Annotated in this window: 11 protein-coding genes; 6 read left to right on the plus strand and 5 right to left on the minus strand. The window is 65.4% G+C overall.

Annotated features, from left to right (window positions below; translation table 11 throughout):
- Positions 1 to 17: 17 nt before the first annotated feature.
- Positions 18 to 653 carry a pyridoxamine 5'-phosphate oxidase family protein gene (locus E2I15_RS32220; protein ID WP_137483747.1) on the plus strand — a complete coding sequence of 212 codons (636 nt, stop codon included), beginning with the start codon at positions 18 to 20 and terminating at the stop codon, positions 651 to 653.
- A gap of 331 nt (positions 654 to 984) precedes the next feature.
- Here E2I15_RS32220 and E2I15_RS32225 read toward each other — a convergent pair whose 3' ends face one another.
- From E2I15_RS32225 to E2I15_RS32240, 4 genes are all read right to left on the minus strand, one after another.
- Entirely contained in the window at positions 985 to 4,137 is a 3,153-nt protein-coding gene (locus tag E2I15_RS32225; protein WP_137483748.1) for an efflux RND transporter permease subunit, read from the minus strand.
- Positions 4,138 to 4,150: 13 nt separating this feature from the next.
- A complete protein-coding gene (locus tag E2I15_RS32230) occupies positions 4,151 to 5,068 on the minus strand; it encodes an efflux RND transporter periplasmic adaptor subunit (protein WP_137483749.1) in 918 nt (305 codons plus the stop codon).
- Between the two features lie 232 nt (positions 5,069 to 5,300).
- Positions 5,301 to 5,951, minus strand: coding sequence for an OmpA family protein (locus tag E2I15_RS32235; RefSeq protein ID WP_137483750.1), 651 nt, complete (start codon positions 5,949 to 5,951; stop codon positions 5,301 to 5,303).
- Between the two features lie 141 nt (positions 5,952 to 6,092).
- Entirely contained in the window at positions 6,093 to 7,652 is a 1,560-nt protein-coding gene (locus E2I15_RS32240) for a caspase family protein (RefSeq protein WP_137483751.1), read from the minus strand.
- A gap of 389 nt (positions 7,653 to 8,041) precedes the next feature.
- Here E2I15_RS32240 and E2I15_RS32245 point away from each other — a divergent pair, with 389 nt between their 5' ends.
- Positions 8,042 to 8,848 carry an N-acyl homoserine lactonase family protein gene (locus tag E2I15_RS32245; RefSeq protein WP_028343658.1) on the plus strand — a complete coding sequence of 269 codons (807 nt, stop codon included), beginning with the start codon at positions 8,042 to 8,044 and terminating at the stop codon, positions 8,846 to 8,848.
- A gap of 24 nt (positions 8,849 to 8,872) precedes the next feature.
- Positions 8,873 to 9,790, plus strand: a complete 918-nt coding sequence (locus tag E2I15_RS32250) for an NAD(P)-dependent oxidoreductase (RefSeq protein WP_276487526.1) — start codon at positions 8,873 to 8,875, stop codon at positions 9,788 to 9,790.
- Positions 9,791 to 9,973: 183 nt separating this feature from the next.
- Here E2I15_RS32250 and E2I15_RS32255 read toward each other — a convergent pair whose 3' ends face one another.
- Positions 9,974 to 10,423 carry a MarR family winged helix-turn-helix transcriptional regulator gene (locus tag E2I15_RS32255; protein ID WP_246668453.1) on the minus strand — a complete coding sequence of 150 codons (450 nt, stop codon included), beginning with the start codon at positions 10,421 to 10,423 and terminating at the stop codon, positions 9,974 to 9,976.
- 280 nt (positions 10,424 to 10,703) lie between these two features.
- On the opposite strand from E2I15_RS32255, the gene E2I15_RS32260 reads away from it, so the two are divergent.
- The 3 genes from E2I15_RS32260 to E2I15_RS32270 are packed head-to-tail and all read left to right on the plus strand — an operon-like array spanning position 10,704 to position 13,551.
- Positions 10,704 to 12,332, plus strand: coding sequence for an FAD-dependent oxidoreductase (locus E2I15_RS32260; protein WP_137483753.1), 1,629 nt, complete (start codon positions 10,704 to 10,706; stop codon positions 12,330 to 12,332).
- A gap of 9 nt (positions 12,333 to 12,341) precedes the next feature.
- Positions 12,342 to 12,569, plus strand: a complete 228-nt coding sequence (locus E2I15_RS32265) for a DUF2783 domain-containing protein (protein ID WP_050401747.1) — start codon at positions 12,342 to 12,344, stop codon at positions 12,567 to 12,569.
- A gap of 28 nt (positions 12,570 to 12,597) precedes the next feature.
- Positions 12,598 to 13,551 carry an MBL fold metallo-hydrolase gene (locus E2I15_RS32270; RefSeq protein WP_137483754.1) on the plus strand — a complete coding sequence of 318 codons (954 nt, stop codon included), beginning with the start codon at positions 12,598 to 12,600 and terminating at the stop codon, positions 13,549 to 13,551.

Below are 13,551 nucleotides of genomic sequence, written 5' to 3' on the forward strand. Positions count from 1 at the left end.
CAAACGGGAGGTTCGCTATGGGTGACCAGAATGCAGGCGGCAAGCCGCCGGTCAAATCGCAGGAGGATCTTCGTGCGCATTTCGGGCAATTGAGCCCGCTCGCCGAGAAAAAGGTGCTCTACCATCTCGACAAGTTCTGCCGCGACTTCATCGCGCTGTCGCCGTTCCTCGTCATCGCCTCCAGCGACGGCAAGGGGCATGCCGACGCCAGCCCGCGCGGCGATGCGCCGGGCTTCGTTTCCGTGCTCGACGACAAGACGCTGCTGATTCCGGATCGGCGCGGCAACAACCGGGTCGATACGTTCGGCAATATCATCGCCTCGCCCGGGATCGGCCTGATCTTCATGGTGCCCGGCATCAACGAGACGCTGCGCGTCAACGGGCGGGCCGAGATCTCGCAGGAGCCGGACCTGTTGACGCCGCTGACGGTGCAGAATGTCACGCCGATCATCGGCCTCAAGGTGCATGTCGACGAGACCTACTTCCACTGCGGCAAGGCGCTGATGCGCTCGAAGCTCTGGAACCCCGGTGCGCAAGTCGAACGCCAAAGCTTTCCGACGCTCGGCCGGATCATCGCCGAACAGACCGCCGCGATCGACGTCGAGGTCGCCGAGAAGGCGATGGAAGAGGCCTATCGGACGAGACTCTACTAGAGATTGATGAAGCCAGATTTAATGGCATGCGTGGGTGATGACACCGCGTGGTGGACCCCTGAATCGGGAACCATTCTCATCGTCGTCCCTGCTTTCGCAGCGACGACGTATCGGAGGGGGCCGCGGACTCAACCGCGCGCGAGCGATGCAGCAGGGCTTTCCCATATGCGACAGCCGCAGGGCTTCCATGATTTCGGAATAATGGAATAATGCCCCTGATTTGCCCGACGAGTCAAGTTGCCCGTGTCCGCCCCGGCAGCCGCCGGCTCCTTTGCATGGGGTTGTTTTCGATATTTTGGCGGCGCGCCCCCTGACGAGGCGCGGCCTCAGCTCATTCCGCGGCGGGCGAGATCATGTTCGGCGGACCGGGCGGCCGCTTGGTCTCGTCAGCCTGCTTCTCGTTCGGCGTCAGCTCGTGGTCGGCATGCGAGACCACGAACCGTTTGCCGAAGCGCCAGATCAGGCTGCCGATGTCGTCCATCACCATGAACATCGCCGGCACGAACACCAACGACAGCGCGGTCGAGAAGATCAGGCCGCCGATCACCGCGAGCGCCATCGGCGAGCGGAATTCGCCGCCGGCGCCGAACGCGAGCGCTGACGGCGTCATGCCGGCGGCCATCGCGATCGTGGTCATCACGATCGGGCGGGCGCGCTTCATGCCGGCATCGATCATGGCTTCCTCGCGCGCCTTGCCGTCGCGGATCGCCTCCACCGCGAACTCCACCAGCATGATGGCGTTCTTGGTGACGATGCCCATCAGCATCAGGATGCCGATCCATACCGGCGTGGTGAGCTGCTTGCCGGTCAGCAGCAGTGCGCCGATCGCGCCGCCGATCGAGAGCGGCAGCGAGAACAGGATGGTGATCGGCTGCAGGAAGGTGCCGAACAGCAGCACCAGCACCGCATAGACCATCATCAGGCCGGCGGTGATCGCGGTGGCGAAGCCGTCGGACAGCTCGGCGAGGCTCTCGGCGTCGCCGGACGGGCTGACCTTCACGCCTTTCGGCAGGCTCTTCATGACCGGCAGGTCGTAGATCAGCTTGGTGGCGTCGCCGAGCGCGGCATTGCCGACGAGGTCGGCGGCGACGGTGGCCTGCCGCTCGCGGTCGTAGCGGTTGATGCTGGTCGGGCCCTGGTCGAGCTGGATGTCGGCGACGACGGAGAGCGGCACGCCGCCGCGCTCGCCGCGCTGGCCGAGCGGCACCCGCAGCTGCTCCAGCATCTGCAGGTCGCTGCGCGCATTGTCCTCGAGCTGGACGCGGATCGGCACCTGGCGGTCGCCGGCGTCGAACTTCGCCAGCGCCGGACCGACGTCGCCGATGGTGGCGACGCGGATGGTCTGCGACAGGCTCTCGGTCGAGACGCCGAGCCGGGCCGCGAGCTCGGCGCGCGGGCGGATGCGCAGCTCGGGCCGGTCGAGCGCGGTCTCCGAGATCACGTTGGCGATGATCGGAATCCGCTTCATCTGCGTCGCGAGTTCGCTGGCGACGTTGTTGACGATGTTGCTGTCGGTACCGGTGACGACCAGCGAGATCGCGCGCAAGCCGTTCTCGTCGAGGAACCAGAACCTGATATCCGGGACGTTATCGAGCTCCTTGCCGATCGACAGTTCGAGCTCGCGCTGGGTGATCTTGCGGTCGGCCTTCGGCGTGTAATTGATGATCAGCGCGGCGCGGCGCACCTCCTGGAGGCCCGGCGGCACCCGGCCGCCATCGACGAACACGCTTCGTACCTCGGGCCGCTTGCGCAGCCGCGCCACGATCTCCTCGGTGACTTTCTCGGTGTAGGCGAGCTGCGAGCCGGGCGGCAGCTCCATCGCGAGCAGCGAGCGCGCGGTGTCCTGCGCCGGCAGGAAGCCCTGCGGCAGCAGCGTGATGCTCCAGATCGACGCGGCGAAGATCGCAAAGCCGATCAGCACGGTGACGAAGTAATGCTTCACCGACCAGGTGACGAGGCTGTGATAGCCGCGCAGGATCGGGCCGGGCGGCGGATCGTCGTGGTCGTGATGCTTGAGGAAATAGGCGGCCAGCATCGGCGTCACGAAGCGCGCGGCGAGCAGCGAGAAGAACACCTGCACCGACACGGTGATGCCGAACTGCTTGAAGAACTGCCCGGCAATGCCGGACATGAAGCTCGCCGGCGCGAAGATCGCGATGATGGTGAGCGAGATCGCGATCACCGCAAGGCCGATCTCGTCGGCGGCTTCGAGGGCGGCACGATAGGGCGTCTTGCCCATCCGCATGTGGCGGACAATGTTCTCGATCTCGACGATGGCATCGTCGACCAGGATGCCGGTCGACAGCGTGATGGCGAGGAAGGAGACGAGGTTGAGCGAGAAGCCGAGCAGGTCCATCGCCCAGAATGCCGGGAAAATCGACAGCGGCAGCGAGACCGCCGCGATGATCGTGGCGCGCATGTCGCGCAGGAACAGCAGCACGATGATCACGGCGAGGATCGCGCCCTCGAACAAGGTCGAGATCGCGGCCTCGTAATTGCCTTTGGTGAACTCGACCGAGGTGTCGATCAGCTTCAGGTCGACATCGGGATAGGCCACCTTCAGGGCGTCGATCCGCTTCTGCACCGCGGCCGCGACGACGACGTCGCTGGCGCCCTTGGAGCGCTTGATGCCGAGCGCGACCACCGGCTCGCCGTTGAAGCGGGCGAAGGTGCGGCGGTCGGCGATGGTGTCGGTGACGGTGCCGAGATCGTCGAGCCGGATCTCGCCGCCGCCGAACAGCGGGATCATGGTGCCGGCGAGCTCGTTCAGCGTCTTGGCGCCGGCCAGCGTCCGGATCGCCTGGTCGTTCTTGCCGATCTCGGCGCGGCCGCCGGCGACGTCGACATTGGTGCCGCGCAGGATCTGGCTGACATTGACCGCGGTGAGCCCCACCGCCTGCAGCTTGTCGGGATCGAGCGAGACCAGGATCTCGCGCTCGACACCACCGATGCGCTCGACCTGGGCGACGCCGCGGACGCCCTGCAGCGCGCGCTTGACCACGTCGTCGACAAAATAGGACAGCTGCTCCGGCGTCTTGCCCGGCGAGATCGCGGCATAGGTCACGATCGGCAGGCCGATCACGTCGACGCGCTGGATCAGCGGCTCGGTGACATTCTGCGGCAGATTGGCGCGCACGCGCGTCACCGCGTCCTTGACGTCGTTGAGCGCGCGGTCGGTGTTGGTCTCCAGCGCGAACTGGATCGTGGTCACCGACAGGCCGTCGGTGATCGAGGAGGAGATGTGGCGCACGCCCTCGACGCCGGAGACGCCGTCTTCGATGGTCTTGGTGACCTGCGATTCAAGTTCCGACGGCGCGGCGCCGAATTGCGAGACCGCGACCGAGATCACCGGAATGTCGGCGCTCGGCAGCCGCGTCACCGCGAGCTTGGTGAAGGAGACCCAGCCCAGCACGAGCAGGATGATCGAGAAGACGATCGAGGGAAGCGGGTTCCGGATCGACCATGCCGAGATGTTCAAAGCCATGAGCGTGCCCGAATTACCGTGATCGCGTGCGATCGAGTTCGTCGGCGAACATGGTCTTGATCTGGTCGCCGTCATGCAGCGAGGTGCCAGCGTCGGCCACGACGATTTCGCCGACGTCGAGGCCTTCAAGGATTTCGGTCGAGGTGTCGGAGGTCAGCCCGACGCGCACCCTGCGGGTCTCGACGGTGTTGCCCTTCACGACCTGCAGGGTCAGGCGGTCGATCGCGGTGCGCGGCACCGCGACGCCGCAGGAGCGCTTGGCGTCGATATTGGCGCGCGCGAACATGCCGACCTTCAGCGTCGGATTGTTGTTGATGGTGATGCGGACGTGCCCGAGTTGGGTGGTGCGGTCGATCTGCGGCGAGATCTGGCGGACCTTGCCGACCATGTCGGGCGCATCGTCGCGACTGATCCGCACATTGGCGCCGGGATTGAGCTTCAGGAGCTGGAAGCCCGGCACCTCGGCGTCGAGCTCGATCTCGTTGTTGATCGAGATCTTGAACATCGGGGGCGCCTGCGGCGAGGCCGGCGCGCCGGGCGCGGTGCGCACTTCGGTGACGAGGCCGGCCGCCGGCGCCCGCAGCGCAAGCGGCTTGGCATTGGCCTGGGCGGCCTGCTGCGGCGGCGGGGTCAGCCGCGCCAGTTCCTGGTTCTCGGTCACGGTGTCACCCTCGCGGACCAGCACGTCGGTGACCTTGGAGCCATCCTGGTCGACATTCACCTGCGCCTCGCGGCGCGGGACGATGAAGCCGGTGACGCGGACCATGTCGGAGAAGCAGGCATTGGTCGACTTCGTCACCACGACCAGTGCCTGGCCCGGCGTCTCCTTCTCCTCCGGATGGGAGCGGTGCTCGAACGCGTAATAGGCGATCGCGAGGGCGAGGAAAAACACCGTGCCGAGCGCAGGCTTGAGGTATTGGGAAAAATTCATCGCCTGATCAATCCGGAGCTTGGCGCATCATAGGTGTTGGTCGAAGTCTCATCACGCTCGCTACCGTACTGTTTGGGCATTCGGAAGGCCCGTGCCATTGTTCCGGATCATGCCCTGACGTCATGTGAGGCGGGTCAGCTGTGGGCCGCTTTGGGTCTCGGCCCAAAAGCAATGCGCCCCGCCGGAGTGCGGGGCGCATTGTATCCTCAAAAAGGGGCCACGCCACCGCCCATCACTTGGCTGCGGTGGCCTTGTTTTCCACGTTCACGACCTGCACGCGCCGGTTCACCTCCGCCATCGGGTGGCTCGGGTCCTTCAGCTTGCTCTTGCCATAGCCGACGGTGACGAGATCGGTGCCGTTGATGCCGTATTTGTCGACGAGATAGCGCTTGATGGCGTCGGCGCGGCGCTCCGAGAGGCCCTGATTGTAGTCCTCGCCGCCCGCGGCGTCGGTGTGGCCGGCGACCACGAAGGTCGAGCCCTTCAGGTCCTGATTGGTCAAGGCGCGGCCGAGCGCCTGCACCGACGGCAGCGACTTCGCGCTGATGTCGGCGGAGTTGTAGTCGAAGTTGATCTCGAGATCGATCTTGGGCTTGTCCTGGACGATGGTCGCGATTTCCTCGCGTTCCGCCGAGGACAGCGAGCGGGTGGCGCGGCCGCGGACGCTCTGCACGAATTTGGCCTGGTCGGCATTCGGCTCCGGCGAGGTGGCCTGCGGGCCGGCCGAAAGGCCGCGGGTCAGCGGCTGCTTCTCGGGCGTCAGCGCTTTGATGATCTGATCTTCGGTGACGTCGCCGGCGCGGGCGACGGCCATGCCGAACGACAGCGCAGCGCCAACGGTCATGATTGAAACGATCGCGGCCTTTGCCGACGGCTTGAACATTTCGGTCCCTCCTGCGCAAGCTGGCGCGGTTTCAGGCAACTATTCACATCGATCGCCGGCGTTGCTGCCCGGCACGCACCCTCTGATTAGTCGCGCAATTCCATCCGCGGTTCGAGCCGCGGGCAGGTCTTCGTCGATCTGTCACTGCACGCCGTAGTCGGCGAATTCCTTGACGATGTTCGGGTCCATCGCCTTGGCGTTGGCGATGTCGAGATCGCCCTCCGCGACCGCGCCGTTGCGCTGCTTGGCGAGCCCGCGCCCGTACAGCGACGAGGTCAGCCGCGGGTTGATCTTCAGCGCGGCGTCGAAATCGGCGATCGCGTTCTTGTTCTGCCCGCCCTTGAGGTTCATCAGCCCGCGGCTGTCGAGTGCATCGACGAAGTTCGGACGCAGCCGCAGCGCCTCGTTGCAGTCCTTCAGCGCCGCCTGCAGGTCGCCGATCACGGTGCGGACCCAGCAGCGGTTGTTATAGGCCTCGACATCCTTCGGGTTCAGCCGTAGCGAATTGGTGAAGTCCTTCACCGCGAGGTCGTAGGCCCCCTTGCTGGCATAGACCTGGCCGCGGCGATACAGCGCCGCTGCGTCGTCGGGATTCTTGTCCAGCTTTTCGCTCAGGCTCTTGATCGTCGGATCATCGGCGAGCACGGGCGAATTGCTCGGCGCCGGCGTGGGCTGGAGCACCACCGGCGGGGGAGCCGCGGGCGGCGGCAGGGCGATCTCGGGCGCCTTGGGCTGGGGTGGCGGTGCGGTCGGCGCTGCCGCAACCGGAGGCTTCGGCGGCGCCGGCGGTGGTGTCGGCGCAGTTGCCGCTGGCGGCGTCGGGGTTGCCGCGGGCGGTGTCGGCGTTGCTGCGGGCGGAGCCGGCGGGGGGGCGACCGGCGGTGCCGTTGCCACCTCGGGTGACGGCGACGCGGCGGGTGCCGACGTGGCGTTCGACGGCCCGGCCGTGCCGGCCGGAATGAACGAGAAATCCTCGGCCAGTGATGACGAGATCCACGGCACCTGTTCCTGCCGCGAGGCCCGGGTGACGCCGACGCGGGTGCGGTTCAGCGTTTCCTCGGCCATCAGGTCGGGGGTGCGGATCTCCTTCAGGAGTTCCCGCACGAACAGGCTGTGGTCGCTGCCATTGTCGGAGACGACGGACGACAGCGCGGCCGAATACATCACCAATGTGCCGTTCGGCGCGATCACCGGGGCGAGCCCTGCCGAAAAGCTGCGGAAGCGCCGCTCGAACGGGTTGCGCCGCGAGGCGTCGATCAAGGCGATCTTCACCCCGGCGCCACGGCTGTTGATTTCCCCGAGCACGGTCTCGAGGCTGAAGCCGTCGCGGCGAACGTCGGCCTCGGCCCAGATCTGCGCATCGATCGGGATCATGTAGCTCTGCCGGTTCGACTGGATGCCGTAACCGGAGAAGAAGATCAGGGCGACCGAGCCCGGCTTGATCTTGCCGTAGAGGCGGTCGAAGGCGCGGCGCATGCCGTCGCCGGTCAGGTTCTCCCCGACCTCGACGGTGAAGCCATCGCGCTTGAGCTCTTCGGCGACATCACGTGCGTCGTTGGCCGGCTCCTTCAGCGGTGCATCGGCGTCGGGATATTTGGCGTTGCCGATGACCAGCGCGAAACGGTCGCCGGCGGCGAGGGACAAAGTGGGCGCCGCGATTGAAAAAATCAGCGTGGCGAGCAAGGCAAGGCGGATTTTCATAATCGCAGCAAATCCAGATCGCGGCATTCCAATGAAACGGCGCCGCTTCCAGCCTGCGCCTCGGGAACCTTACTCTAGCGAAAATCCATTATCAAACCGCGGCCAAACCCCCGTCAACGGCTCGCGGTAGCATCGTCTATCGCGGTGATGCTGGTGAGACCGCAGTGCAACAGCATACGGTCATGGCGGCCATCGCTGTCACGGCATGGTGCCGGTTCCGGTGAGCCGATAATGTGCTTGCACTCACAACGGCTGTCGCCACCCTGTCATGCGCCCATCGCACGCCGCGCGGTTTGACCTTTGCGCGAGGCGATGGCTTTGTGTTCAGGACGACAGGCCATGCAAAGACAAGCCGTTCAAAACAGGCCTTGCAAACAAGAGCGAAACCGATGGGAAACGCCTACGAGATCTACGCCCTGCGCTATGCGACGATGTCGCCGCGCACGCCCCACCTCAACTTCCTGGTGCCCGATCCGCACGACACCACCGCGCAGGACCTGGATTATTTCGTCTGGCTGGTGCGTGGCCATGGCCGCGACATCCTGGTCGACACCGGCTTCAACGCCGAGGAGGCCAAGGCGCGCGCCCGCAAGCTGACGCTCAACCCGGTCGATGCGCTGGCCGGCTTCGGCGTCAGCGCGGACAGCATCAAGGACGTCATCGTCACCCATCTGCACTACGACCATGCCGGCAATCTGGATCGCTTCCCGAACGCCAAATTCCATCTGCAGGAACGCGAGATGAGCTACGCGACCGGCCGCTGCATGTGCAACGGCATGCTGCGCCATCCGTTCTCCATTGAACACGTCACGCAGATGGTGCGCCACGTCTATGGCGAGCGCGTCACCTTCCACTCCGGCGACGGCGAGATCGCACCCGGCGTCACCGTGCATCGCGTCGGCGGCCATTCCGACGGCCTGCAGGTGGTGCGCATCGAGACCGCGCGCGGCCCGGTCGTGCTGGCGTCCGATGCCGCGCATTATTATGCGAACCTGCACAAGCGCAGCCCGTTCCCGATCGTCTATAATGTCGGCGACATGGCGCAAGGCTGGGAGACCGTCGAGCGACTGGCCGGTCATCCCGATCGCTTCATTCCCGGTCACGACCCGATCGTCAGCGAGATCTATCCGCGCGCCAGCGACAAGGTCGATGCGTTCGCGCTGCATCTGGCGCCGTCGCGATCGTTCGCGAAATAGCCTCGCCGATTCGGCGAGGCGCGTCTGCAACACGTCAAGAAACGTCAAAGAAGAAGCGACATGACTGACAAAAAACCTCTCGGGTTCATCGGCCTCGGCGTGATGGGTGAGCCGATTTGCCGCAACCTGGTCAAGAAGAGCGGCAAGCGCGTTGTCGTGTTCGACCTCTCGGCCGAACCGCTGCAGCGGTTGCGCGCCGACGGTGCCGAGGTTGCGGCGTCGGTCGCCGACGTCATCAAGCAGAGCGACGTGCTGTTCCTCTGCTTGCCGAGCGCCAGGCACGTGCGCGCGGTGTTCGAAGGCGACGGCATCTTGAAGAACACGAGAAGCGGCCAGATCGTGGTCGATCTCGGCACGTCTTCAGTCAGCCAGACCCGCGATTTCGCGGCGCAGTTGCAGGCCAAGGGCGCGGCGTGGGTCGACGCGCCGATCGCGCGCACGCGGCAGGCGGCGCAGGACGGCACGCTCAGCGTGATGGTCGGCGCGGTGCCCGCGCTCTATGCCGCGATCGAGCCCTTGATCCGCTGCTTCGCCACCGATGTCACCAATTGCGGCGATGTCGGCGCCGGGCAGGTGACCAAGATCCTCAACAACATGGTGCTGTTCGAGACCGTGAATGCGCTGGCCGAGGCCGTCGCGGTGGCGAAGCACAACGGCGTCGATCCAAAACTGCTGCTGGAGACCTTGTCGAAGGGCTCGGCCGACAGCTTTGCGTTGCGCAACCACGGCATGAAGGCGATCGTGCCCGGCGTGTTTCCCGAGCGCGCATTCTCGACCGAATATGCGCTGAAGGATCTGTCCTACGCGCTGGAGCTCGCCGCCGATGCCGGCATCAAGATCCGCGGCGCGGAGCTGATCGGCACGGTGCTGCGGGAAGCGATCGACAAGGGATCGAAGGACAATTATTTCCCGGTTATCGCCAAGCATATCGATCGGGCGTAGGACGCACTCCACGTCATCCCGGCTTGGAGACTGCGCGACGCCCCGAATGGTCTTAAGTTGAGTTGGGCGCGAAACCAATCCCGGCGTCGTCCTGGCGGAAAGCCAGGACCTATGACCACAAATGTCCTTTGTCGGGTTTGCTGGCATGACGAGTTGCACGACAGCGGAGTGTATGGCCGTGGCCTAATACGCGTCCTTGGCGTCGGCCTCTTCGCTGGTCTGCACCAGTTCGAGGCTGCTCTCGACCTTGCCGAGCAGGCGGCCGAGGTCGCGGCGCTCCTGTGCGGAGAGACAGGACAAGATCTCCTGTTCCTTGCGCAGCAGGCGCGGGATCAGCTCCTCGTAGAGCGTCTGGCCCGTTTTGGTCAGTCGCAGACGGAATTCGCGGCGGTCGTCGGCGTTCTCGACGCGCTCGACGATCTCGCGCTCCATCAGCGCCGACACCGCGCGGCTGATGGTGGATTTATGGGTGCGGGTGCAGTGCGCGATGTATTGCGCGCTGCAGGGATCGCTCCGGAACCCGAGCGTTGCGAGCACGCGCCACTCCGGAATGTCGAGGCCGTAGCGCGCCTGATACTCGCTCGACAGCGCCGAGGACACCTCGGCCGCCAGCCGGTTCAGGCGGAACGGCATGAAATGGAAGAGATCGAGGCGCTTCTTCGTCGGCGCGATCGTGTCGTGCACCTCCGCTTCCACGGCACTGCGCGGGCGGGCTGGAGGCTGGCTTGCAGAGGTCCGTGCCAAAAATCCCTCCAATTTGAGTTGACGGCAGCCCCGACTGGGGGTTTAAGATAGTTGCAAGTGAGACTAATTTAGCAAGCTCGCGGCCGGCTCGCAAGGCCCCGGTCGCAAGCCGGTCACACAGAACCGCAGCCAGAGGCTGCGGCGCAAGGGAAACATTCAGGGTCACGCAATGGCACACGCCAATACGGCACAGGCCAAAACCCAGTTCGGCTATCGCCGTCATCCCGACCAGGAGCGCTCGGGCGCCAATGTCGCGGAGCATCCCGTCGTCGTGGTCGGCGCCGGGCCGGTGGGACTGTCGCTCGCGATCGATCTCGCGCAGCGCGGCCAGCGCGTGGTGTTGCTCGACGATGCCGACCGGATCGGCGAAGGCTCGCGCGCGATCTGCTTCTCGAAGCGCTCGCTCGAGTTCTGGGATCGCCTCGGCGTCGGCGACCGCATGGTCGAGAAAGGCGTGGTGTGGAGCGTCGGCAAGATCTTCCACGGCGCCTCGCAGCTCTATCAGTTCAATTTGCTTCCCGAGGAAGGCCACAAGCGACCTGCCTTCATCAACCTGCAGCAGTTCTACGCCGAGGCCTATCTGGTCGACCGGGTCGGGCAGCTGCCTGAGATCGACCTGCGCTGGCGCAACAAGGTGATCGCGCTGGAGAGCCGTAACGATGGCGTTGCGCTGACCATCGCAACTCCCGATGGCTCCTACCAGGTGCACGCGACTTTCGTGGTCGCATGCGATGGCGCCCGTTCCTCGCTGCGGCAGATGGTCGGCGCGGAGTTCGCAGGCCAGGTGTTCGAGGACCAGTTCCTGATCGCCGACGTCAAGATGACGGCGGCGTTCCCGACCGAGCGCTGGTTCTGGTTCGATCCGCCGTTCCATGCGGGGCGCTCGGCGCTGCTGCACAAGCAGCCGGACGACATCTGGCGGATCGATCTGCAGCTCAACCCGGATGCCGATCCAGTGGCCGAGAAGCAGCCGGAGAATGTCCGGCCGCGGATCGAGCGTATGCTCGGCCATGACAAGTTCGAGTTCGAATGGATCTCGCTCTACAAGTTCCAGTGCCGCCGGATGGCCAGGTTCATCCACGGCCGCGTGATCTTCGCCGGTGATTCCGCGCATCAGGTCTCGCCGTTCGGCGCGCGCGGTGCCAATTCCGGGCTTGAGGACGCCGAGAATCTGGCGTGGAAGCTCGACCGTGTGCTGCGTCGGCTGTCGCCGGAAGGCTTGCTGGAGAGCTATCACATCGAGCGCAGCGCGGCGGCGGATGAGAATATCCGCGAGTCGACCCGCTCAACCGACTTCATGGCGCCGGTGACCCGGCAGGAGGCGCGGCTGCGCCAGGCCGTGCTGTCGCTCGCAGAGGATACCGAGTTCGGCAAGCGCATGGTCAATGGCGGGCGGCTCTCGGTGCCGTCGGTCTACGACACGCCGCTGTCGAGCGAAGATCGCGACGACTGGCGCGGCGGCCCGCGGCCGGGCACCTCGATGCCGGATGCGCCGGTGACCGAGCAGGGCGGTGGTTCCAGCTATCTGACCGACGTTTTCATCCGGCAGGGAACGCGGTTCACGCTGCTGGAGTTTGGCAATGGCACAGCTCTCGATGTGCCCGACGGTGTCGGCAGCATCCGGGTCGGCGGTGACGGCGGGCTGGTCGACGCGCAGGGCCTTGCCGGCAAGCGCTACGACGGCGAGCCCGGCACCGCCTATCTGCTGCGGCCGGACGGTTATGTCGCGGCACGCTTCCGCAACGCGGCGCGGCCCGCACTCGATGCGGCGCTGGCGCGCGCAGCCGGCTTGAACTGAGGAGCAGTCATGGCGCTGTCGACCAGTTCGAACTTCGCAAAGCCCGATGACGCCTTTCGCGCCATCGTCGAGGCCCATCGCGGCCTCACCGAGGCGCAGAGCGCCGATCTCGATGCCGCGCTGGTTCTGGTGCTCGCCAATCATATCGGCGATCTCGACGTGCTGCGCGAGGCGATCGCGCTGGCGAAGCGGCGTATGCTGGACGCCAGCCAGCAGCAGCAACAGCAGCAACAATAGCCCTGAGCAAACGGACAGGATTGAACTGATGGCCAAAGGTTTCGCATCGACCACGGATCTCGCGGAGAAGAAGGTCACCTTCTCCGAGATCGGCACCGATCTCTACGCCTTCACCGCCGAGGGCGATCCCAACACCGCCGTGATCGTCGGCGACGACGGCTGCCTGGTGTTCGACGCGCAGGCGACGCCGGCGATGGCCAACAAGGTGATCGAGCGGGTCAAGACCGTCACCGACAAGCCGATCAAATATGTCGTGCTGTCGCATTATCATGCGGTGCGTGTGCTCGGCGCCTCCGCCTATCACGCGCAGGGCATCGTCGCCTCGCAGGAAACCTATCGCCTGATCGAGGAGCGCGGCCAGCAGGACTGGGATTCTGAATATGGCCGCTTCCCGCGCCTGTTCCAGGATGCGGCGAGCATCCCCGGCCTGACCTGGCCGACGCTGACCTTCGAAGGCGAGATGTCGATCTATCTCGGCAAGCGCGAGGTGCGGCTGATGCAGCTCGGCGCCGGCCATACCTCGGGCGACATCGTCGCCTGGGTGCCGGATGCTGAGGTGATGTTCTCCGGCGATCTGATCGAATATCACTCGGCCTGCTATTGCGGCGATGCGCATTTGCGCGAATGGCCGATGACCTTGAACGAGATCCGCGCCTTCAATCCGAAGGCGATCGCGCCGGGCCGCGGCGATGCGCTGAAGGGCCTCGCCACCGGGCGTGATGCGATCGCGATGACGCGCGATTTCGTCACCACGCTCTACGGCGCCGCCGAATCGTCCGTCGCCAAGGGCCGCAGCCTGAAGGAATCGATGGCGGCGACGCGCGAGGTGATGGATCCGAAGTTCTCGAGCTTTGCGATCTACGAACACTGCCTGCCGTTCAACGTTTCGCGCGCCTATGACGAGGCGTCCGGGATCGACGATCCCGTGATCTGGACCGACAAGCGCGACCAGGAAATGTGGGCCGCCCTGCAAGGAGGATAG

Source organism: Bradyrhizobium sp. BR2003 (genome assembly GCF_009720285.1).
Classification (GTDB): Bacteria; Pseudomonadota; Alphaproteobacteria; order Rhizobiales; family Xanthobacteraceae; genus Bradyrhizobium; species Bradyrhizobium elkanii.